The sequence below is a fragment of the Algiphilus aromaticivorans DG1253 genome, assembly GCF_000733765.1.
GTDB classification, from domain to species: domain Bacteria; phylum Pseudomonadota; class Gammaproteobacteria; order Nevskiales; family Nevskiaceae; genus Algiphilus; species Algiphilus aromaticivorans.
Window position 1 is genome coordinate 3,711,883 of sequence record NZ_JPOG01000001.1, and the last position, 21,556, is coordinate 3,733,438.

Annotated in this window: 19 protein-coding genes and 1 tRNA gene; 13 read left to right on the forward strand and 7 right to left on the reverse strand. The window is 66.1% G+C overall.

The window, feature by feature from the left end; genetic code table 11:
• Positions 1-192: 192 nt before the first annotated feature.
• Positions 193-1,053 carry an EamA family transporter RarD gene (gene rarD, locus U743_RS17295; RefSeq protein WP_043770215.1) on the reverse strand — a complete coding sequence of 287 codons (861 nt, stop codon included), beginning with the start codon at positions 1,051-1,053 and terminating at the stop codon, positions 193-195.
• 53 nt (positions 1,054-1,106) lie between these two features.
• Here rarD and U743_RS17300 point away from each other — a divergent pair, with 53 nt between their 5' ends.
• Genes U743_RS17300 through U743_RS17310 form a run of 3 tightly spaced genes read left to right on the forward strand, consistent with a single transcriptional unit; the run spans position 1,107 to position 2,928 of the window.
• Positions 1,107-1,346, forward strand: coding sequence for a hypothetical protein (locus U743_RS17300; RefSeq protein ID WP_043770217.1), 240 nt, complete (start codon positions 1,107-1,109; stop codon positions 1,344-1,346).
• Complete coding sequence (gene pdeM / locus U743_RS17305; protein ID WP_052368346.1) at positions 1,343-2,035, forward strand: ligase-associated DNA damage response endonuclease PdeM; 693 nt, start codon at positions 1,343-1,345, stop codon at positions 2,033-2,035. Before U743_RS17300 ends, pdeM begins: the two co-directional genes overlap by 4 nt.
• Positions 2,023-2,928: a TIGR01777 family oxidoreductase gene (locus U743_RS17310; RefSeq protein ID WP_043770219.1), complete on the forward strand. Its 906-nt coding sequence runs from the start codon at positions 2,023-2,025 to the stop codon at positions 2,926-2,928. Before pdeM ends, U743_RS17310 begins: the two co-directional genes overlap by 13 nt.
• A 3-nt stretch (positions 2,929-2,931) precedes the next feature.
• Here the strand turns inward: U743_RS17310 and U743_RS17315 are convergent, their stop codons facing one another.
• Together U743_RS17315 and U743_RS19820 are read right to left on the reverse strand one after the other, a co-directional pair.
• On the reverse strand, positions 2,932-4,473 hold the full coding sequence (locus tag U743_RS17315) for a cryptochrome/photolyase family protein (protein WP_043770221.1): 1,542 nt from the start codon (positions 4,471-4,473) through the stop codon (positions 2,932-2,934).
• Positions 4,466-4,630, reverse strand: a complete 165-nt coding sequence (locus U743_RS19820; protein ID WP_084191647.1) for a DUF2256 domain-containing protein — start codon at positions 4,628-4,630, stop codon at positions 4,466-4,468. The genes U743_RS17315 and U743_RS19820 overlap by 8 nt, the downstream gene beginning before the upstream one ends.
• Positions 4,631-4,799: 169 nt before the next feature.
• Here U743_RS19820 and U743_RS17320 point away from each other — a divergent pair, with 169 nt between their 5' ends.
• From U743_RS17320 to U743_RS18415, 9 genes are all read left to right on the forward strand, one after another.
• Positions 4,800-5,060: a hypothetical protein gene (locus U743_RS17320; protein WP_156966497.1), complete on the forward strand. Its 261-nt coding sequence runs from the start codon at positions 4,800-4,802 to the stop codon at positions 5,058-5,060.
• A 43-nt stretch (positions 5,061-5,103) separates the two neighbouring features.
• Positions 5,104-5,180: transfer RNA gene (locus U743_RS17325), tRNA-Arg, on the forward strand.
• Between the two features lie 337 nt (positions 5,181-5,517).
• Positions 5,518-7,743: a catalase/peroxidase HPI gene (gene katG / locus U743_RS17330; RefSeq protein WP_043770224.1), complete on the forward strand. Its 2,226-nt coding sequence runs from the start codon at positions 5,518-5,520 to the stop codon at positions 7,741-7,743.
• 260 nt (positions 7,744-8,003) lie between these two features.
• Positions 8,004-8,843, forward strand: a complete 840-nt coding sequence (locus tag U743_RS17335; RefSeq protein ID WP_043770226.1) for a DUF6544 family protein — start codon at positions 8,004-8,006, stop codon at positions 8,841-8,843.
• Positions 8,840-9,787 carry a M23 family metallopeptidase gene (locus U743_RS17340; protein WP_043770229.1) on the forward strand — a complete coding sequence of 316 codons (948 nt, stop codon included), beginning with the start codon at positions 8,840-8,842 and terminating at the stop codon, positions 9,785-9,787. The genes U743_RS17335 and U743_RS17340 overlap by 4 nt, the downstream gene beginning before the upstream one ends.
• A 373-nt stretch (positions 9,788-10,160) precedes the next feature.
• Positions 10,161-10,829 (forward strand): endonuclease NucS domain-containing protein, encoded by a 669-nt coding sequence (locus U743_RS17345; protein WP_232226851.1) that lies wholly within the window; start codon positions 10,161-10,163, stop codon positions 10,827-10,829.
• A gap of 544 nt (positions 10,830-11,373) precedes the next feature.
• Positions 11,374-11,796 (forward strand): MarR family winged helix-turn-helix transcriptional regulator, encoded by a 423-nt coding sequence (locus U743_RS18945; protein WP_198022105.1) that lies wholly within the window; start codon positions 11,374-11,376, stop codon positions 11,794-11,796.
• Positions 11,793-12,656, forward strand: a complete 864-nt coding sequence (locus U743_RS18950) for an alpha/beta fold hydrolase (protein WP_084191649.1) — start codon at positions 11,793-11,795, stop codon at positions 12,654-12,656. The genes U743_RS18945 and U743_RS18950 overlap by 4 nt, the downstream gene beginning before the upstream one ends.
• 253 nt (positions 12,657-12,909) lie before the next feature.
• Positions 12,910-14,409 carry a serine hydrolase domain-containing protein gene (locus U743_RS18415; RefSeq protein ID WP_052368347.1) on the forward strand — a complete coding sequence of 500 codons (1,500 nt, stop codon included), beginning with the start codon at positions 12,910-12,912 and terminating at the stop codon, positions 14,407-14,409.
• 31 nt (positions 14,410-14,440) lie between these two features.
• Here the strand turns inward: U743_RS18415 and U743_RS17360 are convergent, their stop codons facing one another.
• Entirely contained in the window at positions 14,441-16,099 is a 1,659-nt protein-coding gene (locus tag U743_RS17360; RefSeq protein ID WP_043770236.1) for a dihydroxy-acid dehydratase, read from the reverse strand.
• A gap of 92 nt (positions 16,100-16,191) precedes the next feature.
• Here U743_RS17360 and U743_RS17365 point away from each other — a divergent pair, with 92 nt between their 5' ends.
• A complete protein-coding gene (locus U743_RS17365) occupies positions 16,192-17,106 on the forward strand; it encodes a LysR family transcriptional regulator (RefSeq protein WP_052368348.1) in 915 nt (304 codons plus the stop codon).
• A gap of 307 nt (positions 17,107-17,413) precedes the next feature.
• Here U743_RS17365 and U743_RS17370 read toward each other — a convergent pair whose 3' ends face one another.
• The 3 genes from U743_RS17370 to U743_RS17380 form a co-directional block, all read right to left on the reverse strand.
• On the reverse strand, positions 17,414-18,079 hold the full coding sequence (locus tag U743_RS17370; RefSeq protein WP_043770238.1) for a cupin domain-containing protein: 666 nt from the start codon (positions 18,077-18,079) through the stop codon (positions 17,414-17,416).
• 52 nt (positions 18,080-18,131) lie between these two features.
• Positions 18,132-20,162: a DUF1631 family protein gene (locus tag U743_RS17375; RefSeq protein WP_043770240.1), complete on the reverse strand. Its 2,031-nt coding sequence runs from the start codon at positions 20,160-20,162 to the stop codon at positions 18,132-18,134.
• 171 nt (positions 20,163-20,333) lie between these two features.
• Positions 20,334-21,461 (reverse strand): aminotransferase class V-fold PLP-dependent enzyme, encoded by a 1,128-nt coding sequence (locus U743_RS17380; protein WP_052368349.1) that lies wholly within the window; start codon positions 21,459-21,461, stop codon positions 20,334-20,336.
• Positions 21,462-21,556: the final 95 nt, after the last annotated feature.

Consider the following 21,556-nt stretch of genomic DNA (forward strand, 5'->3'; position numbering starts at 1 on the left):
AGGACAATGTGGAGAACATGGACATCCAGTACTCGCAGTCGGCCGTGTTCTCCCTGGCCGATTTTGCCTTTCGGCCCGACGCGATTCGAGTGGCTCGGCGGTAGCGGGAGCATGAGCGGCACAGGCGGTTAACGCTACACGCGAGTCGAGCGCGAATGAATGTCCGTATTGATGGGGTAGAACCCGCCGCGCTCAGCTTGCTCGCGGCCGCAGGCTCCGCCACAGATGAATCGCCAGCGCCGCCCAGATCATGCCGAAGCCGATCGCGCGGGCGCCGTCGAAGGGTTCGCCGAAGAGCAGCACGCCCAGCAGCAGCTGCGTGGTGGGCGCCATGTACTGCAGCAGGCCGAGGCTGGCCAGCGGCATGCCGCGCGCGGCCAGTGCGTAGAGCGCCAGCGGCAGCGCGGTGACGGCGCCGCCACCGGCAAGCAGCAACCAGTCGACCGCGCCGCGCTCGGCCGGCCCGCTCAGCCAGACCACCATTGCCAGCGCCGGTACGGCCCAGAGACAGGTTTCGGCGGCCAGGCCGGTGACGGCGTCGACATCCAGCCGTTTACGCACCAGACCGTAGAGCGCGAAGCTTGTCGCCAGCACCAGCGCCACCCAGGGCAGGCCGCCGGCGCGCGTCGTCAGCCAGACCACGCCGGCTGCGGCCAGGCCGACCGCCATCCAGCGCAGCGGCTCCAGGCGCTCGCCGAGCACGATCACGCCGAGGGCCACCGACATCAGCGGCGAGATGAAATAGCCCAGGCTGGCCTCGACCACGCGCTCGGCCGCCACGGCCCAGACGTAGATGCCCCAGTTCGCCGAGATCACCCCGCCCGAGGCGGCCAGCCACAGCCATTGGCGGCGGCTCAGCGTCGTCAGATTGCGCAGCTGCCCGCGCAGCAGCAGGAAAGCGACGACGAAGACGAAGCTCCAGAACAGCCGGTGCGCGGCGACTTCCAGCGCCGGCACGTGCGCCAGTGCCTTCCAGTACAGCGGGAAGAGCCCCCAGATCCCGAAGGCTCCAAGGGCGGCGAGCAGGGCGTGTTGGCGTTCGACGGCGGGCACGGCGGACTTCGACGAGGGTCGGACACGGCGGGGCGGCCGGGCATCATAGATTGATGACCGATTCGGTGCCTTTGGAGACGAGCGAGTCCGGTGTGCGCTTCGCAGCGTGCTACGGGCGCGTGGGCGGCGCGGGCGAGTGCGTGAAGCAGGCGTGGGCCTCCAGTGGTCTGATCTCAGACGGGTTGTCGCGCTACGATCCGGAATACCTGCTCACTGCCCAGGCGCAGGAGGAAGGCTTGGCCCAGAAGCATGACCCGGCGCGCGTGTTCTGTCGCCTGAGAGCGCGGATATGAGCGCAGCGCTGCCTATCACGCTGGCCGGCGAGCCGGTCATGCTCGATTCTCGCCGCGCGCTCTACTGGCCGGGTGGCGGCGTGCTGGCGCTGGCCGACGTGCATCTGGGCAAAGGCGCGCTGCTGCGCAGCCGTGACGCCGCCGGCCTGCACACGGCCGCCGATATTGAGGAGATCGCTGATCTGCTCGATGACTACCGCCCGCAGCGGCTTATCTTCTGCGGCAATCCCGTGCACCCGCTCGCGCGTGACAACGAGGCATGGTTGGACGCTCTGCGCGGTCTGCGCCAGCGCTACAAAGACACGCACTTCGAGGTCGCACTGGGCAACGACGACTCCGGTGCGCAGCTGCCGGCCGATCTCGACACTTCGGTTGCCGAACGCATAACAGCGCCACCCTTCGTTTTCCTGCACGAGCCGGAGGAGTTGACCGAGGGTTACGGCATTGCCGGACACTGGCATCCGGTGACGGTGCTGCGCGGCATGGGTGATGCGCTAAGCCAGCCCGTCTTCTGGACGCGCGCCGGCTTTGCGGTGCTGCCGGCCTTCGGCAGCTTCACCGGCGGCATGGAAGCCGCGCCCGAGCCCGGCGATCAACTATTTGCTGTCAGCCCGCAGGCTGTGCAGGCCATCCCGCTCCCGCATTCGTCATCCAACGCATCCCAAAGGAATCCCCCATGCGCATCCTGATCACCGGCGGTACCGGCTTTATCGGTCGGCCTTTGACGCAGCATCTGATGGCGCGCGAGCACGAGGTCGTAGTTTGGTCGCGCGATCCTGAGGCTGCGCGCGCGCTCCTTCCCGACGGCGCCGAGGTTGTGGCTACGCCGGAGGAGGCCACGGGCGTCGACGCCGCCATCAATCTGGCCGGCGAGAATCTTGGCTCCGGGCGCTGGACGGTGAAGCGCAAGCAGCGCTTCCTGGAGAGCCGGCTGAATGTCACGCAGCGGCTAACCGAGGCCCTGCGCACGGCCGGCGTGCAGCGGTTGGTATCGGCCTCGGCCATCGGCTTCTACGGCGCGCGCGGCGACGAGATCGTCACCGAAAACGATCCGCCGTCCGCCAAGCTGCAGGGCGGGCTGGATATCTGCGCTGCCTGGGAGGCCGAGGCCTGCCGCGCCGAGGATTTCGGAGCGCGCGTGGCGCGGGTGCGCATCGGCCTGGTGCTGCATCCGGAGGGCGGCGGCCTGCAGCAGATGCTGACGCCCTTCAAGTTTGGAATCGGCGGCCCGATGGGCTCGGGCCGGCAGTGGTGGAGCTGGATCCACCGCCATGATCTGGTCCAGCTCTTCGCTTTCCTGGTCGAGAACGATGCAGCCTCCGGCGCCTTCAACGGCACGGCACCGAATCCGCTGACGCAGCGTGACTTTGCCCGCACCCTCGGCCGCGTCATGGGCCGGCCCAGCTTCATGCCGACGCCGGCCTTTGCGCTCAAGCTCGCCCTCGGCGACATGGCCGAATTGCTCACCACGGGGCAGCGCGTGCTGCCCAAGCGCACGCAGGAGGCCGGCTTCGAGTTCGAGTACCCGGAGCTGGAGCCGGCCCTGCGCGATCTGCTGGCCCGGCCGGCGCAGGCGGCCTGAGCCTCAGGCCGCGTCCGGGTTGGCGCGGTGGGCGTCGGCCGCTTCCCGGATCGCCGTGCGTGCCTCATCGCCCTTCCGGCGCAGATTGTTGATCTGCATCTTCAGCCGCGGGTGTCCCGCAAAGCGGTTCTCGTGGCGATCGAGAAAATCCCAGTACAGCGTCGTGAAGGGGCAGGCCTTCGGGCCCGTAGCGGTGTCGGGCCGGTAGCGGCAGCCGTCGCAGTAATTCGACATGCGCTGGATGTACTTCCCGGAGGCGACATAGGGCTTGGAGGCCATGACGCCGCCGTCGGCCCACTGGCTCATTCCGAGGACATTGGGCAGCTCCACCCACTCCACAGCGTCGACGTAGATGGCCAGATACCAGGCGTGGATGGCGCCCGGTCGCACGCCCAGCAGCAGCGCATAAAGGCCGGTGACCATCAGTCGCTGGATGTGGTGGGCGTAGCCGTTCTCCAGCGTGTCACCGACGGTTTCACGCAGGCAGTTCATGCTGGTGTCGCCGCTCCAGTAGAAGGCGGGCAGTGGCGCATCGGCTTCCAGCGCGTTCGCTTCGCGATAGCCCGGCATGCGCGCCCAGTACAGCCCGCGCACGTACTCGCGCCAGCCTAGGATCTGGCGCACGAAGCCCTCGACGGCGTTCAGCGGCGCGTGGCCGTCGCGCCAGGCGGACTCGGCCGCCGCACAGGCCTCGCGCGGGTCGAGCAGCTTCAGGTTCAGCGCCGCCGCGATGCGGGCGTGGTACAGCCAGGGCGCGCCCGTCCACATGGCGTCCTGGTAGTCGCCGAAATGCGGCAGGCGATGCGTGATGAAGTCCGCGAGCGCGGCCTGCGCCAGATCCGGCGTCACCGGCCAGTCAAAGTTGTCCAGCGACCCCGGGTGTCCGCCAAAGTGGGTCTCGACATCGGCGATCGCCTGCTGCGTCAGGGTATCCGGCGCGAAGCTGACGGGCTGCGGCAGCGCGCCCGGGCCATCCTTGCCGAAGCTGGCGCGGTTGTCGGCGTCGAAGTTCCAGCGCCCGCCGGCGGGCTCCAAACCTTCCATCAGCAGCCCGCTCTCGCGTCGCATGACACGGTAGAAGTGCTCCATGCGCGGCTGCTTGCGGTCAGCCAGCCAGTCGGCGAAGGCGGCGCGGCTGCAGAGGAAGTGCTCGTCCTCCCGCGTTTCCAGCGACAGACCGGCGGCATCCACCGTCGCCGCGACCTCGCTGGCGACATCCCACTCGCCGGCCTCGGTCATCGCCACGGTAGCCGGCTTCAGCGCGCGCAGATCCTCGGCCAGCGCCTCGCCGAGGCGGTTGTGCGCGTGCTCGCCGATGTGTCGGTAGTGCACCGTCCAACCGCGCGCACGCAACGCCTCCGCGAAGTGCCGCATCGCGGCGAAGAAGAGCGTGATGCGCGCCTTGTGCGACCAGACCTTGTCCGCCTCGAAGGCGCACTCGCACATCCAGATGGCGTCGCGGGCCGGATCGGCGTTGTGCAGCAGCGGTGCATTCGCGTCGAGCTGGTCGCCCAGTACGACGAGCAGCCGGCGCGGCTCAGCCATGGGCCGCCCCGCGGTTGCGGCTGCAGCGCTCCGAGCAATAGCGCACCGCCTCCCAGTCCCTTGCCCACTTGCGACGCCAGGCGAAAGGCCTGCGGCAGACCGGACAGTTCTTTTCGGGAAGTGTCGACTTTTTCCGACTTTCGGTAACCCGTGGCATCGCCGCATGATAGGCAAGCGGTTCCGGCAGCGCCGGCCGAGATCCGCGTTCACTTCGACAGGCGCTGAGAGCAGGGATGCAACGACCGAGGCAGGAAGCCCATGACCCCATGCGCGGGGTGCCGCCCGTGGCCCCGAATGGCACGTCGCGCGCCGCTTGCGCGGGCCGCATGGATCTCGATGGCCGGCTGGCCGCGCCGCCTTCCCGCGGCCAGCTCGATTATGCCGGCCTGTTCAGCGAAGACGAGCGAGAGCGTGGTCTGCCCACCGAGCTTATGCGCCTGGCCCGCCGCCACGGCTGCGTGCGTGACCGCGTGAAGCGCAGCGATGGCCAAGGCCACATCCGCATGCAGCGGATCTCCCTTCAATCGCTGCATGACGACGATGGCCGCGTGATCGGCTTCGTCGAGACGCTGGAGAGCACCGACTGAGCCTGTGCCCGCCGGCGGCCAGTCTGTATCATGTCCGCCCTACGCGCCCGTAGCTCAGCTGGATAGAGTGTCGGCCTCCGAAGCCGAAGGTCGCAGGTTCGAATCCTGCCGGGCGCGCCAATTCCTTCTCGTACGCAGAGTGGCCGGATTCTCACCTGCGACGTTGTCGCAGGTTACTCGGGCCATCCTTGGCCCTCGCCCTTCGGGCTCCCTTCGGTCGTGCGAAGAGCCCCTCCATGGGCTCTTCGTCGAATCCGGCCGGGCGCGCTAGATCTGGGGTAATGCACCACGCAGCTCAGGGCTGTGTTCCCTTCGCCGCGCGCGCTGAAAGCGCAGCGGCCTCCAGCGGAGCCACTGCTCGGGTGCCTCATAGCCTGAAGCTTTGTGTAGGTATAGCTGGCGCCTATTTTTTAATCGATAGACTCAACGCTCCAACGTGCGAATGGGGAGCGTGGTTATGACTAGAAAAGCGATATCCGTACTGACGGCGGCCCTGCTGGGCGGACAAGCCGCGATGTTTTCAGGGCTGGCTGTAGCGCAGGCCGAGCCGAAACCCAATTCCTTCTGGTGGCCGGAGCAGCTGGATCTGTCCCCGCTGCGCGACCACGACGCCTCGTCCAATCCCTACGGCGAGGACTTCGACTACGCCGAGGCCTTCGCCAAGCTGGATGTTGACGCCGTCAAGGCCGACATCCGCGAGACCCTTACCGACTCGAAGGACTGGTGGCCGGCGGACTGGGGGCACTACGGCCCGCTCATGATCCGTATGGCGTGGCACAGCGCCGGCACCTATCGCACCTCCGACGGACGCGGCGGCGCCGGCGGCGGCCAGCAGCGTTTCGACCCGCTCAACAGCTGGCCGGACAACGCCAACCTCGACAAGGCGCGCCGGCTGCTCTGGCCGGTCAAGCAGAAGTATGGCCGCAACCTCTCCTGGGCCGACCTCATGGTGCTGACCGGCAATGTCGCCATGGAGGACATGGGCCTCAAGACCTTCGGCTTCGCCGGTGGCCGCGCCGACGACTGGGAGCCGGACCTCGTCTACTGGGGCCCCGAGATGGAGATGATGGGCAGCGACCGCCATGACGATGAGGGCAACCTGGACAAGCGCCTGGGTGCCACCCACATGGGGCTGATATACGTCAATCCGGAAGGCCCCGGTGGCAATCCGGACCCGCTGGCCTCCGCCAAGCAGATCCGCCAGGCCTTCGGTCACATGGCGATGAATGACGAAGAGACCGTCGCGCTGATCGCCGGCGGCCACACCTTCGGCAAGGTGCACGGCGCCCACGACCCGGGCGACTGCGTCGGCCCCGAGCCGGCGGCTGCCGACATCGAGGAGCAGGGCCTGGGCTGGAAGAACGAGTGCGGCAAGGGTAATGCCGAAGACACCGTCACCAGCGGCCTGGAAGGCGCCTGGACACAGTCGCCCACGCGCTGGACGCACCTCTATCTGACCAACCTCTTCAACCACGAGTGGGAGCTGACGGAGAGCCCCGCCGGTGCCAAGCAGTGGGAGGCCAAGGACGGTGCATTGGATGCCACGGTCGCCGACGCCCACGTCGAAGGCAAGCGCAACGCGCCGATCATGCTGACCACGGACATCGCGCTGAAGAAGGACCCCGAGTACCGCAAGATCTCCAAGCGCTTCATGGAGAACCCCGAGGCGTTCGAGGACGCCTTCGCCCGCGCCTGGTTCAAGCTCACCCACCGCGACATGGGCCCGCGCGCCCGCTACGTGGGTGACAACGTGCCGGAGGAGCAGCTGATCTGGCAGGACCCGCTGCCCGAGGCCGACTACAAGGTCATCAGCGACAAGGACATCAAGCGCCTGAAGGCCGCCATCCTTGATTCTGGCCTGAGCGTTCCGGAGCTGGTCCGCACCGCCTGGGCATCCGCCGCCAGCTACCGCGGCAGCGACATGCGTGGCGGCGCCAACGGCGCACGCGTCCGTCTCGCCCCGCAGAAGGACTGGCCGGCGAACAACCCGGACGAGCTGCAGAAGGTGCTGAACCGTCTCGAGGAAATCCGCGCCGACTTCAACGACGACCTGGGCAGCAGGAAGCGCGTCTCGCTGGCGGACACCATCGTTATCGGCGGTGCTGCGGCCATCGAAAAGGCCGCGGCTGATTCTGGTCACGACATCGAGGTGCCCGTCGAGCCCGGCCGCGTCGACGCCAGCGCCGAGCAGACCGACGCCGACTCCTTCGCCGAGCTGGAGCCCACCGCGGACGGCTTCCGCAACTACTTCGGCGACGACAACGAGCGTTCGCCCGCCGAGATGCTCGTCGAGCGCGCCGATCTGCTGACCCTGACCGTGCCCGAGATGACGGTGCTGGTTGGCGGCATGCGGGCGCTGGATGCCAACACCGGCGGCGCCGACCACGGCGTATTCACCGACGAGCCCGGCCAGCTGAGCAACGACTTCTTCGTCAACCTGCTCAGCATGCAGACCGAGTGGAGCAAGGCCGACGGCGCCGACGGCGTCTACATCGGCCGCGACCGCGCCAGCGGCGAGCAGAAGTGGACCGCCACGCCGGTCGACCTCATCTTCGGCTCCAACTCCGAGCTGCGCGCCGTCGCCGAGGTCTACGCCGCCGACGATGCCAACGATAAGTTTGTGCAGGACTTCGTCGACGCCTGGACCAAGGTCATGCGGCTGGACCGCTTCGACCTGAGCTGAAGCAAGCCCAACGCGTGGCGGCCGCAAGGCCGCTGCGCGGCAGGCTCTAGAAAACCCAACGGCGGCGCCATCGGTGCCGCCGTTGTCGTTCTGGAGGCCGCTCGCCGCCGTACCCCGTGCCACCCCGGGCGTCTGGTGCGGCCGTCCCGGTCGTGGCGGCCCCGCCCGCACATCTGTAGATTCCGTGTGGAAGGTGGCGCCCGCTCCACCTCTTCCCGGCTGCAATCGCGCCACGCGTCAGGGAGTTCAAGGTCGCGAATATGCTCATCCTCGCTTTCGGACTCGCGCTGCTCGCGCTCCTACTGCTGGCCGGACTTGCCCTGCGGCTCCTGGACGCCCGCGCCGACCGCGCCGAATGGCGCCGGCTGGTGGCAAAGCAAACCCCGGCCGGCAAGACTTTCGACCCGGCGCAGATCGCGCACCTGCCGGAGCCCGCACGGCGCTACTTCGGCTACGTCATCGCACCCGGCGTGCCCCTGCACAGCGTGGTCGAGATCGCCATGGCCGGCAGCTTCAGCCTGGGCAGCCAGGCTAAGCCCGACTACCAGCCCATGCACGCCGAGCAGATTCTTGCCGTGCCCCACGGCTTCGTCTGGCGCGTGCGCTTGCATGGCGGCATGTGCATATCCGGCTCCGACACCGGCCGATGGACGCGCTTCCGCATTCTCGGCATCGTCCCGGTCGCGCGGCTGGGCGGCGGGCCGGATCACGCGCTGGCCGCTTACGGCCGCTTCGTTGCCGAGGCCGTCTTCTGGGCGCCGGCCTCGCTGCTACCCGGCCCGGGCGTGCGCTGGGAAGCCGTCGACGATAATACGGCACGCGTCACCGTCACCAGTGGCGAGCTGGAGCAGGTCGTCGACGTCACCGTCGCAGAGAACGGCTGCCCGAAAGTTGTCGCTTTCCAGCGCTGGAGCAACGCCAATCCCGAAAAGGTCTGGCGCCGCCAGCCCTTCGGCGGCTACCTCTCCGACTTCCGCACCAAGGACGGCTACTGCCTGCCGTACCGGGTAGAGGCCGGCAACATGTTCGACACGCCGGACTACTTCCCCTTCTTCCGCGCCGAAGTCACCGCCATCCGTTACCCCGAGGGTGCTGCGTGATCTTCGTGGCCTTCCAGGTCGGCCTGCCGCTGCTGCTGATCGCCTGGCTGGCTTTCCTCCCGGCGAAGAGTCTTCTCGCATACGCATTCCAGCTACTCGGCGTCGGCCTCGTCCTGCTCGCCCTTGGCCTGGTAGCGCTGTGGGCGCTGCCACCGTGGTGGACGCCTTGGCTGTTCGCGGCCCTTTGGCTTGTAGCCGTCGTCCGCCATCTCGCGCGATCCGCTCGCATATCGCCGCTATGGCCGACAGGCACAAGCTGGGTCCCCCTGATCTGCGGACTCGCGCTAGCGGCAGTCGGAGGATGGGCCAGCGTCACCGCCCTGGCCGGCAGAAGCCCATCGCCGGGCGAGATCGTCGATATCCCCAACCCCATGGGGCCGGGCCGCTACCTCGTCGCGCACGGCGGCTCGCGCGAGCTCATCAACGTCCATCTCAAGACGCTCAACCCCGATGTGCCGCGCTTCGCCGACTGGCGCGGCCAGAGCTATGCCATCGACCTGCTGGCCATCAACAAGCTCGGCCTGCGCGTCGACGGCCTGCTGCCGCCGGACCCGGCGCGCTACGTCATCTTCGGGCGGCCCCTCCACGCCCCCTGCGCCGGCACCGTTACCAGCGCGGAAGACGCGCTGCCGGACAACCGCGTGCCCCGAATGAACCGGGACCGGATGCTGGGCAACCATGTCCTGCTGCGCTGTGGCGATGTCGAACTGGTATTCGCCCACCTGCGTCATGGGACGGTGCAGGTCGAGCAAGGCCAGTCCGTCAGCAAGGGCGCGCTGCTCGGCGAAGTCGGCAACTCCGGCAACAGCTCCGAGCCCCACCTGCACATCCACGCCCAGCGCCCCAGCCTGAGTGATGCACCGGCGGCAGGCGAGCCGCTGGCCCTGCGGATCGATGGTCGGTATCCAGTTCGGAATGATGTGATCAGCGGGCACGAATGGTAAGGGCGCCGGTGGAGCGAGTGTTGGAGTGTTACGCGCGAGTCGGCTTGTGGCATTGTCGGCTTACAGCCCGAACCGGACGTCCACGGCGAGTCGATGCGCCTGAGCCCCCGATCGTTGGCGGCGTAGCCATGGTCCGGAGGGGTATGAACCGTCCGAGGAGCGCGTGATGACTAAGTGCGAAATGAAGCGGTCACGCGAATGCATGGACGAGACCATCGTTGCAGCACAAAACTATGATTCCATTGACTTCGTTATGCCTACAGGCCGTCCCGCGCGGCGGACTTATGAAGCGCGCAACATGATTGCTTCAACGAGCGCGCGGTCTATGCACTGTTCGGCGTCACAGGAAAGGGAGAGCTAAATTTTGACGACAATGGCGCGTGCAATTCGGGAAGTCCTTGAGCCAATGAGTAGGCCCGCCACTTCGGACGAGATCAAAGCCGCTGTGATGTCGGCGTATCCTGGCAAATGGCAAAGATCAACTTTGCAGGCTCATCTGTACGGCTGCGCGGTCAACAACCCGAAGGGTTACATTCATCATCCTAATGCTCAAAAGTTTCTGTACAAGAACTCGGATGGAACGTTTGAGATTTATGCGGAAGAGAAGCATGGCCCGAATGAATGGGAACCAACTGAAGGCGAAGACGAATCGTCCGGAACAGCCGAACTCGTCGAGGCTTCTATTGGGTTAGAACGAGACATCGAAGACCATCTTGTCAACAACCTTGAGTTGATTGAAAGGGGCTTGGAGTTCGTTGCGCGGCAATTTGTGACAGAGGTAGGCCGAATAGACATATTGGCCCGTGATTCCAGCGGAAACCGGGTCGTGATTGAACTCAAGGTCGGGGAGGCGAAAGATTCGTCCGTGGGGCAAATTGCACGATATCTCGGGTGGTTCAGAAAGCTAGATGGAAAGGATTGCAGAGGTCTCCTCATCGCAAGTGGATTCCCCGAAGGAGCGCGCTACGCGGCATCCGTATTTCCGAACTTGAAACTGCTTGCCTACAGAGTTCAGTTTAGCTTTGGCGATTCCGGCCTGTGAGTCTGGTGAAGGTGACGCCGAACAAATCGCGGCAGGTGACATTTGACCCGCCACCCATTTCTGGCGAAGTGGGCGCTATGGCTGCTTCCCGCGTTCTTCCTCGTTTTCGCGGGCGCGCAGCTACAGGTTGCTGCCCAGTTGGCAGATCCGGCTGGGCTCACGTTGATGGAAGCCGTACACCTTTGGATTGTCGGTGTTGAGCCCGGGGGTGCCTACAGTGGTCTTTTGCTCGCGGCCATTGTTCGCGTCGAACGCGCACTCGGAATGTTTTGCGTCGGCCTCGCATTCGCGGGGTTCGCAGCCGCTGCGACAGTCTTGCGGGGCCGGGAGCGGCGCCTCTATGCAGCGTGTTCCATCCGCGGTGAGGAAGAGTCCAATGCATAACAATGCGCTGCAGTGCGACGCGGAACCGCTGGGCGGTTTCCGCGCGGCTGAGCGCCGCCGTTAGGCTGCGCTGTTTAGCTTGAAATGATTGCGCAATACTTGAACTCGCAATTATTCCGGTGTATAGTTGCGAGCTCAAGGAGTACGCAAAGAGGTGCTCGTGTCGAAAAATGTAGAAGCTGGATTGGTGATAAGCATCATCAATATGCAAAGCAAAATTCAGAGAAGGATTGGCGCCGCACTTTCTCCGCACGGTATTGGTCTATCAGAATATCTTGTTCTAAATCAGCTATGTGTCGCTACAAATCAGAAAATTCGGCGTAGCGATCTTGCGGAGAAAGTAGGTTTAAGCCCGTCCGGCGTTACCCGTCTTCTAAACCCTATGGAAAAAATAGGTCTTATTATAAAAGAAGAAAATCCTCGTGATGCCAGGGTTAGCCTGGTCGCTCTTTCAGAGGCTGGGAAAAAACTTATTGAAGATGCGCAAATTTCGTTCGACCATGCTTCGGTCACGCTATTTGATTCACTCGACCAAAAAAGGTTAAGCGCATTCTCGGATCTACTTAAGGTTGTAATAAAATGACTAGCAAACACTACCGGCAAGCTTTGATAGATAAAATCGAAACATCTGTCACTCAAAGCAATGTTATGGTTGGTTTGGTTAAAACGGCCTACTTATCCTCCGGCTCTGGTCAACCTCTGATTTTTCTACATGGAGCCGGAGCAGGGGCGGTGACTTGGTATCCGTCCATTGGGGCTGTATCACAGCATTTCCACGTGATTGCTCCTGACATAGTTGGTTACGGTGAATCCGATAAGCCTGAGGGAGCCTATGATCGCGCTTATTTTTCCAACTGGTTAAAGGGCTTCCTGTTGGCAGTAAATATCCCTAAAGCACATATTGTGGGCTTGTCTCAGGGAGGGGCAATTGCCCTCCAGTTCGTTCTGGATAATCCTGAAATGGTCGACAAGCTCGTTCTGGCTGATTCTGGTGCACTTGGTGCTCAGCCTTCTTTTGCTTCTTTTTTGGGTATGCTTTGGCTGAACAGTTTCCCGTCTTCTCTGGCTAATCGATTCTACTCGAGATTTATATTGTTCAATCCCGAGAAAAGAGATTCCAATCATGCGCACTATTCCGTCGAAATTATTAAGAGTAAGGGCGGTAAGAATGCGTTTCGCCAGGGTCGAGGGGCGGCTGTGTCAGAAATGTCAGAAAATTCGCTTCGTCAGATAGTAAAAGATACTCTGATTATTTGGGGGGAGAATGATCAATTATTTTCTGTTGAACATGGCAAAGCCGCGGCTGAGGTTATGCGTAATGCGAGGTTTTGTAGCATTCCGAACGCTGGGCACCTGCCGCTGATGGATCAGCCTGAGGTCTTTAACAATGCTCTTCTTGGATTTTTAATAGAAAGTGAAAAAGTCGAGGAAAAACAGGCCTAACAATGCATTGCACCGGACAAGCCGGTGAATGCGGCGTTAGACAGAAGTCCACTTATTGGCACAAAGCCGTCAAGGAGCGCGCTGACGGCAAGAGAGCTACGCCGTGGCGCAACCTCCAAGACCGGCCAGCTGGGTGACGGCAGCAAATGGCTCAAGGCCGTGAAGCTCCCACAAACGGAGTAGAAGCCAGCGGCGGCTTTTGGCCATACTTGCCGGCATTACAGTGGGGTTACAACAGCCCGGGGGAGAGTTCATGGAGGCATCCGTCTGGCGCCGTCTTGCCGGCGTATTTGTCGTGTCGTTGGCGCTTGTGGCGTGCGGCTCATCCGGGGACCAGAGTCAGGCTGACGTTCAGGGGCCGGACGACACGGGGGCCGAGCCGCCGAATGAGGGCGTGATCCTCGCGCAGGAGCTGGCGCACATGGTCGAGCGGGCTGGCCTGCTTTCGCTGCCGACCGATCTCGAAACGGTGCAGAACGCCATCACGACCCTGCCCAATGGGCTGGGCGATGTGGTCGCGATGCATGTCGGGCGGCTGTATGCGACGCCGAACGACGCCCTGCCCGCCGTCGGGCCGCTGCTGGACCTGCTGCAGGCGCGCCTGGAGCTGTTGCTGGGCGGCGAGCAGGCGACGCGCCTGGCGCAGGACCTGGCGGATGGCGAGGCCTCCATCCTGTTGCTGCCGGTGGATGCGACGACGGTGATCGTGATCCTGCCGACGCAGGTGGTGAAAGCCGCGCCTTCCGGCCCGGCGCTTCCGGAAGCCAAGGTCGACCTCGGTCAGATCACCTATGAGGTAAACGGCCGCACGCGCACGGTCGACGAGTTCATGCAGAGCGGCACGACGAACGCGATCGGGTTCATGCACAACGGCCAGTTCATCTACGAGGACTACCAGAACGGCTACAACCCCGACACCCGGGCGCATATGTGGTCGGTGACGAAGTCGGTGACGACGGCGCTGGTGGGCATCGCCGTTTCGGAGGGCCTGGTCGACTCGATTCACGACCCCATCAAGAAGTACATCCCGGATGCAGCCGACACGGTCTGGGAAGGCGTGACCGTCGAGGATCTGCTGCAGATGGAGTCCGGCACCTACTGGGTGGATGTGCCCGTGCACCAGCCCGAGCAGCTCGTGCTGATGGGCGCGGACTTCCACACCAACGGCCTGTTCGGGATGACCCGCGACGAGTACCTGCTGCGGTTGACGCGCGTCTCCGAGCCGGGCGAGTTCTACCGCTACAACAGCGGCGATGCGCAGATGCTGGCGTGGCTGCTGGAGAACGTCTACGACCGACCCTATGCGGAGATTCTGTCGGAGAAGATCTGGCGGCCCGCGGGCATGCAGGACGATGCGCTGGTCGCGGTCGACCGCCTGGGCAACACCTTCGCGTCGATGGGGCTGATGGCCACGCCGCGGGACATGCTCCGCTTCGGCGAGATCTTCCGCAACGGCGGGCGCACCTTCGACGGGCTGCAAATCGTGCCGGAGGCCTGGGTGGAAGCCTCGCACAACTACGACAAGGCCAACGGCGGCGGCCCGCGCGGCTACATGTGGCCGCACTGGGGCGGCGTCGAGTCCGGCAACTACACGGCCGCGGGGTACGGGCACCAGCGCGTCAGCGTGGCGCCGTCCCTGAACATGGTCGGCGTCCGTTTCGGCAACGACCCGGTCGATTCGGTGGCGCCGAAGGAGTGGGACGCCCTTCTGACGGCGGTGGGCAACTACCTGCAGTTCGGCGAGACGCAGTAGGCACCGAGGGAGGCTTCGCGCTTCCGGCCCGCTAGCGAATGCAGCCCATGGAGGCAACCGCCACGGTTTCCCGATAGTGCGCCAGCATGCCCGTGAGGCGCTCCGGCGAAGCCGGCCGATGGGGCGCTTCCCCGCGCTCGTCGAGGGCAGCGCAGTCGATGCGGTTGTTGCGCAGGTCGATCGTCACGGTGTCGCCGCTCTGCAGCCTTGCGATCGGCCCGTGGTCGTAGGCTTCCGGGACCACATGGCCGATCAGCAGGCCGTGTGATCCTCCGGAGAAGCGGCCGTCGGTCACCAGGGCGACCCGGCCGGCCAGCCCCGCGCCGGCCAGCGCCGCGCTGGGGGTGAGCATTTCCGGCATGCCGGGGCCGCCGCGCGGGCCCTGATTGCGGATGACCACCACGTCGCCCTCGACGATCGCGCCCTCGGAGAGGCCGTCGAGCATGGCCTGCTCGGTTTCGAAGACCCTGGCCGGGCCGGTGAAAGCGTCCGGGATGCCGTGGCCGACCTTGGCGATGGCACCGCCCGGCGCGAAATTTCCGCGCAGCACGTGGATATGGCCGCGATCCCGGATGAAGGGCGCGCTGAGGCGCACCACCTCCTGGTCGGCGCCCAGCTCGGGCGCCGCCGCGACGTTCTCGGCCAGTGACCTGCCGGTGATGGTGGGCGTGTCCCCGTTGACGAGGCCACGCGCGATCAGGTGCCTGAGGACGGCCGGTGTGCCGCCGATGCGGTGCACATCGGCCATGACGAAGCGCCCGGCTGGCTTCATGTCGGCAAGCACCGGCACGGACTCGGCGACGGCGTGCACATCCTCCAGCGACAGCGGCACGCCGGCGCTGTGCGCGATGGCCAGCAGATGCAGCACCGCATTCGTCGAGCCGCCCATGGCCATGACCACTGCCAGCGCATTGCGCAGGCTTGCCGGCGTCAAGAGGTCGCGGGGCAGCGGGCCGTCCGTCATCACGCTGCGGATGGTCTCGCCGACCCGGTCGCACTCGCGGCGCTTGTCGTCGCTCAGCGCCGGCGCGGAGGAGCTTCCCGGCAGGCAGAAGCCCAGCGTCTCGATGACCATCGCCATGGTGCTGGCCGTGTACATGCCGCCGCAGGCACCGGCCCCCGGGCAGGCGCTGCGCACGATGGCACGGTGGCGGCCTTCGTCGATGCTTCCCCGGACCAGCTCGCCATAGGCCTGGAAGGCGCTGATGACGTCGACATCCCGCCCGTCCAGGCGGCCGGGCGCGATGTGCCCGCCGAAGAGCACCATCGCGGGCCGGTTCATTCGCGCGATCGCCATGAGGGAGCCCGGGAGATTCTTGTCGCATCCGGGGATGGCCACGAGGGCGTCGTAGCCGTGCGCGCACATCACCGTCTCCATGGAGTCCGCGATGAGGTCGCGCGATGGCAGCGAGTAGCGCATCGCCTCCCTGCCCATCGCGATGGCGTCGTTCACGCCGGCGGCGACGAAGCGCATGCCGACCATGTCCGCACCGGCAACCGCCTCGCGGACCCGTGTCGCGAAGTCCAGCAGATGCTGATTGCAGGTGCTGCCGTCGTACCAGACGGTGCCGATGCCGACTTGCGCCTTTCCGAGCTGATCCGGCGTCAGGCCGGTTCCGCAGAGAATGGCCTGCGCCGCCCCCTGCGAGGCGGGCTGGGTGACCTTGCGGCTGTGGCGGTTGAGGGACATCGCGATTTCTCCATGGCGTGGGCCATGAAGACTGGACATGCGGACCGATACCTTCCAATACTATCTAGGTTGCAATATATAAAGTTTTCGGTATGGATCCAGCGATCACGCTTCGCCACATCCGCTGTTTCGGCGTGGTGGCAGAGGAAGCGCACATCGGCCGCGCCGCGCAGCGGCTGCATGTCTCCCAGCCACCGCTCACGCGGACGATCCGCGAGCTGGAGGAGCGCCTCGGCTTCGCCCTGATCGAGAAGCGGGGCCGGGGCATCCGGATCACGGCCGCCGGTCGGTGCTTCGCGAGCAGGGCGGCCGAAGCCGTGCAGGGCCTGGACGAGGCGGTGGCATCCGCCCGGCGCGTGGCGGAAGGCACGGTCGGCGAGATTCGCATGGGTTTCGTGAGCACGGCGCTCTACGGCCCGCTCCTGGCGCGCCTGGCAAGCTTTCAGCAAGACAAGCCCGAGGTGTCGGTCCTGCTCAGCGAACAGACGCTGGTCGATCAGCTTGCCGGCCTGCACGCGGGCAAGCTCGATGTCGGCATCGCCATCGAGGTGCAGGGTATCGAACCGCTGCTTGCGGTCCCGTTATGGGACGAGGCGCTGAGCGTTTGCCTGCCGCGCCGGCATCCGCTTGCGCGCAGCGAAGAAGCGCTGAGCCCCGAGGGGATTCTCCGCGAGCCGATGGTCGGCTTTCCCTCGGAGCGCGCGCCCGGCCTCCAGAAGAAGATCGCCCGCGCGCTGGCAACCGAGCCGGACCGGCTGCGCTTCGCGCAGGTCGCCGTGCAGATGCAGACCATCATCGGGCTGGTCGCGGCCGGCTACGGCCTGAGCATCGTGCCGGCCTCCATGCGGAATCTGGGGCGCTCGGAAGTGGTGTACCGGGATATCGCGGGCAGCCGGGAGCGGGCCACGACCTACCTGCTGCGACGCAGCTTCCCGCCGCCGCTGGTGCAGAAGCTCGAAGCGGCACTGGCAACCGCCGACAGCGAGCACCGCGACGCGAGCGATTGAGGCAGCGCTTTCGCGCCAACCGTCTGCGACAAGCCAGCGGGTACCGCCTGCTTTCGGCCATTGGGCGGCGGGATGCGGTGGCTGAGAAATCCGGGCGCAGGAATATGCCCGGCAGCCCTGCTACATCGTGACCCGCGCCGAAGGCAACCACGCGCCCGCCGGGCCCGAGCTCGAGGTGGTGGTCGAAGACCTTGAGATCCCGAGGAGTAGTAGGGTAATCGGGGATCGACCATGGCCCATTTCGACCGGTGCTTCCGGAAGACCGCTTTTGGCACATATTCGCCTTACGGCTCCTGCACGCAGACAATTAGACGACGTCGGCCAATCCGCCACTCTTGATCCACACGCGGCAGCCATTCGCCCCGGCCGTGGCGGCCAGCGGCTCGCCCGGTGGCAGGCGCAGCCAGCTGTGCTTGCTTAGCGCTTCGCCGGATTCGATGCAGTCGCCTTCCAGTAGCAGTAGCTCGATGCCGCCTTCGGCTTTCAGACGCACGGCGGTGTCGGCTTCCCAGTGCTCGATGCGCACCTGCTCGCGATTGTCGGCGTGCAGGGTGGCGGCGGTTACGCCGGGACGGGTGGGCGTCATGTGCGTAGCGATGTCTACCGGGAAAACGCTTACCTGGCTGCAGTCGTCGGGGTGGAACTGGCGCAGCTTGACGAAGATGGTGCAGCCGGTCTCGGAAGCCGGTACGTGCTCGGAGCCGGGTGGGTTGCGTACGTAGGTTCCGGCGGGGAAGTCGCCGGACTCGTCCTGGAAGACGCCCGCCAGCACCAGGAACTCTTCGCCCAGTTCGTGGCGGTGGGCGGAGAAGGCGCTGCCTGGGGCGTAGCGCACTAGCGAGGTGGCGCGGGCGACTTCGTCGCCGACGCGGTCGAGCATGCGGCGCTCGACGCCGGGCATGGGCGATGCCACCCAATCGAGCTCGCCGGCGTGGACCACGGCGCGTTGTTGGAAGTCGGCGTTGATCCTCATGCGCTGATTCTGCGCTGCGCACGGCTTCGGCGCAGCGGCGTCGATGCGCGCTTCAGGCAGCCTGGCGGCGGATGTAGGTGCTGAAGCCGGGTGAGGGGTGCAGCGGCCGCGAGCGGCCGGCCATGACGGAGTCCCTCAGCGCATTCCAGTCGATGCGCTCAAGGCCGCTGTCATCGATGGGGGAGAAGTGCAGGTCCTCATCGCGGCGAGCGCTGCTTTCCAGGCGCGCGAAGAGAGGACGGTCGCCTTCGCTGACGGCGATGCGCCACCAGTCGCCGACGCGCAGCTGGCCGACCAGCCAGCTGTCCTGCCCGCCCGGCTCGTTGTCCTCGATGGCCGCGGCGGGCTCATCGCCTGCCTCTGACGGGGCGGTGGGCGCTTGGCCGGCGTCGGCACTTGCCATGGCCTGCGGCGCCGGGGCGTCGCGGTCCTGGAAGCGCTGGTCGCCCATCAGCTCGTCGAGGGAGACGCCGGCTTCGCGTGCCTTGGCGTAGAGCTCGCGCAGCCGCACCATGATGCGGTTGAGGGCGGGGAGCTTGGCACCGGCGCCGCGCAGCATCTGCGCGCCACGCTCGATGACGGCTTCCATCTCCTCGTGCATGGCGATGGCGGCCTTGGGTTCCAGCAGCGACGCGAGGTCTTCCAGCAGGCCGCGTGCCTGCTGCATGGCCTGGGTGCGCTCGCCCTTGCTAGCCCATACCCAGGCCAGGTAGGGAACCATCACCGTGCGCATCCAGGCGTTGCCGCCGGCGACGAAGGTGCGGCGGGAGATGAGATATTCGATCTCGTCGCTGGCGAAGCGGCGGGCTCGCTCCAGCATGCGCTGGCTGCGCAGCCGGCGGCTTTCGCCGAGGGATTCGCTGACGGCTTCCTCGTCCGGGATGCGGCGCTGCTGGTGCGCGAGGTCGCGCGGCAGGTCGACGGTATCGGCGAGGCGGGAAATGACGTCCTGCAGCTCTTCGAGGATGCGCGCGGTGTGCTCGTCGCGCGTTGGCGAGGCGCCTTCGGCGACGACCTGGTCGAGCAGGCCGCGGATGCGGTGGCGTGGGTCGGCGAGCAGCTCGGGCTGTGCGGCGGAGAGCCGCATCAGCGGCACCACCATCGGCTGCAGCACGTTGCGGGCCTGCTCGCGCGACGGCGCCATGGAGGCGTAACCGCCCAGCATCTGGTCCAGCCGCTGGCTGTGCAGTTGAGCGAACTGCTGTGCCATCTGCACCTGCGATCCACCGAAGCCGCCCTGACCGCCGCCCCATTGGCCGGGCGCGGCTGGCATGCCGGCTAGCTGCTGCGCGAACTGCTGCGTCACACCGCTCTGGCCGACGCCGAAAGGCTGGGTGTTGTAGTGCGAGGCAGCCTGGGCGGCGGCCGCGGCCTGCTCCATGAAGGAGTAGGGACTTTCCTGCTCGGCGGCTTTCTCGTCCTCGTCGTCGTTGACGTCGCGCGGCGCGACGACGCCGGCGGCGGTGAGGTCGCGGTCGATGAGGGCGTAGCCCGCGCTCAGCGCCGGGGTGGCACAGCGTTCGAAGAGCTTGAAGAGCACGATCTGCATGCCCGGCTCCATCTCCAGCCGGCCGGCAGCCTCACGGAAAGTCTCCGCGACGTGCTCGGTGGACATGCGCCAGGACAGCCCGCGCTTGGGCTTCTTCTCGTGCGGGTCGGCTTCCGGGTCGATGACGGCCAGCCGCCGCAGCAGGTCACCGTGCAGCGAATCCGAATGATTGGTGACCGTGCTGATGAAGTTCTGCACGGCGCATTCCAGCTCCTGCTGCTCGTCCGATTTCAGCTCCAGCTTGAATTCGCCGACGGTGGCCTTCTGCTGCTCCTCGGGCGAGGGGGATCCGCGGTCGAAGTGCTCCAGGAAGGTCTCGACGAAGCTCTCGCGACGCAGGCGCAGCATGCGCATCAGGTCGATGCAGTCCTGCGTGGTCTTGCTCTTCAGGCTCTGCGTGTAGGCCCAGTCGAAGAGCACGTCGTCCGCTGCGCGCAATGCGCCTTCGACGGCGCTTTTCAGCTGATCACGGAAACGCGTCGAGATGCTTTCACGCAGCTCGTCGAATTCGGCTTCCGGTTTGGTTTCGCTCATGCGCGGGCGAATACGGGTCTAGAGATTGCGGAATGTAGCAGGGCGCAGAGCCGGATAGAAGCGCCATTCCTGCTTACCCGAGAGAAGGCAGCAGCGGCGCGACGAACTGCGTCTTGTGACGGCGGTGCCTGCCGCGTCTCGGCGACGTCTATGCCGCATTCATCCACGGTCCTACAACACTGCAGTCAGGACTTCCACGACGCGGTCCAGCTGCTGCGTCGTGACGTGGCGGTGTGGCGCCACGCGCAGGGCGCCGTCGCGGATGGAGAGCACCACGCCCGCCTCGCGCAGCGCGTTGGCGGCGGCTTGCAGGTGCTCGGCGGGCGGGCGGATGGCGCAGAGATGCGGCAGATGGCCGTTCGGCATCAGCGCGCCCATGCCGGCGGCCTCCATGCGTGCGTGCAGATGCGTCGTCAGTGCGCCCAGGGCGGCTTCGACCTCGGCGATGCGCCAGTCGTGCAGCTGCTGCATGGCAGCGGTGGCGATGGGCGTGAGCAGCGGATGCGCACTGCTGCCGGCGTCGAAACGCGCCGCGCCGGGGCGATAGGGCGGCAGGCGCTGGGCGATGGCGTTGAAGTCGCCGCGCAGCTCGCGCGCCAGCCAGGTCTGCTCGATGGGCTCGCCCTGCGCGCGCCAGCGCGGCGCGGCCCACAACCAGCCCAGGCCGTGGGCGCCGAGCAGCCACTTGTGGCCGACGCAGACGACGAAATCGGCGCCCAGTGCGTCCAGATCCATGCTGACGGCACCCAGTGCCTGGCTGGCGTCGACCACCAGCGCCGCGCCCTGGGCGTGTGCGCGCTCGCGGATGGCGAAGAGATCCAGTGGCGCGCCGTCGCACCAGAAGCAGGGCGGGGCGCTGACGACCTTGGTATGTGGATCGATGCCGCGCAGCACGGCGTCGGTCCAGCTTTCTCCGGCTTCGGGGCGGACCTCGATGCAGCGCGCCCCAGTGGCCTCGGCCGCCACCTGCCAGACGCTGCGGTTGGAAGGGTATTCGCCGGCAAGTAGCACCACCGTATCGCCTTCGGCGAGCGGCAGATTGCGCGCCGCCACGGCCATGCCGTAGCTCGCCGAGGGCACGTAGGCCAGCGCTTCGGCCTCGGTGCCGAAGGTGGCAGCGGCCAGCTCGCGCAGATGCTCCACGGCGCCGAACCAGTCGGCCATGTCGCCCTCCCAGGGACGCGCGCTCGACGCTAGGGCGCTGCGCGCGGCGTCGTTGACCGCGTGCAGACGCGCACCCTGTCCGGCGCTGTTGAGGTAGATGAGGTTGTCGGGCAGGTCGAAGATGTTTTCGGACATGGACTGGCTCGGCTGCGGCGAAGGCGGGACAGCCGGCGCGCGCCCGGCTGCAGGTATCGTATCGTGACGATCCACACGAAAGCTCCGGCACCACC

Coding starts and splice junctions, on each gene's coding strand:
- U743_RS17315 (WP_043770221.1), bottom strand. CDS start 4,473: ATGGCTGAGCCGCGCCGGCTGCTCGTCGTACTGGGCGACCAGCTCGAC.
- U743_RS17335 (WP_043770226.1), top strand. CDS start 8,004: ATGCTCATCCTCGCTTTCGGACTCGCGCTGCTCGCGCTCCTACTGCTG.
- pdeM (WP_052368346.1), top strand. CDS start 1,343: ATGAGCGCAGCGCTGCCTATCACGCTGGCCGGCGAGCCGGTCATGCTC.
- U743_RS17380 (WP_052368349.1), bottom strand. CDS start 21,461: ATGTCCGAAAACATCTTCGACCTGCCCGACAACCTCATCTACCTCAAC.
- U743_RS17370 (WP_043770238.1), bottom strand. CDS start 18,079: ATGAGGATCAACGCCGACTTCCAACAACGCGCCGTGGTCCACGCCGGC.
- U743_RS17310 (WP_043770219.1), top strand. CDS start 2,023: ATGCGCATCCTGATCACCGGCGGTACCGGCTTTATCGGTCGGCCTTTG.
- U743_RS17320 (WP_156966497.1), top strand. CDS start 4,800: ATGGATCTCGATGGCCGGCTGGCCGCGCCGCCTTCCCGCGGCCAGCTC.
- U743_RS17375 (WP_043770240.1), bottom strand. CDS start 20,162: ATGAGCGAAACCAAACCGGAAGCCGAATTCGACGAGCTGCGTGAAAGC.
- U743_RS17365 (WP_052368348.1), top strand. CDS start 16,192: ATGGATCCAGCGATCACGCTTCGCCACATCCGCTGTTTCGGCGTGGTG.
- U743_RS17360 (WP_043770236.1), bottom strand. CDS start 16,099: ATGTCCCTCAACCGCCACAGCCGCAAGGTCACCCAGCCCGCCTCGCAG.
- U743_RS19820 (WP_084191647.1), bottom strand. CDS start 4,630: ATGCCACGGGTTACCGAAAGTCGGAAAAAGTCGACACTTCCCGAAAAG.
- U743_RS18950 (WP_084191649.1), top strand. CDS start 11,793: ATGACTAGCAAACACTACCGGCAAGCTTTGATAGATAAAATCGAAACA.
- katG (WP_043770224.1), top strand. CDS start 5,518: ATGACTAGAAAAGCGATATCCGTACTGACGGCGGCCCTGCTGGGCGGA.
- U743_RS18415 (WP_052368347.1), top strand. CDS start 12,910: ATGGAGGCATCCGTCTGGCGCCGTCTTGCCGGCGTATTTGTCGTGTCG.
- U743_RS17345 (WP_232226851.1), top strand. CDS start 10,161: ATGGCGCGTGCAATTCGGGAAGTCCTTGAGCCAATGAGTAGGCCCGCC.
- U743_RS17300 (WP_043770217.1), top strand. CDS start 1,107: ATGACCGATTCGGTGCCTTTGGAGACGAGCGAGTCCGGTGTGCGCTTC.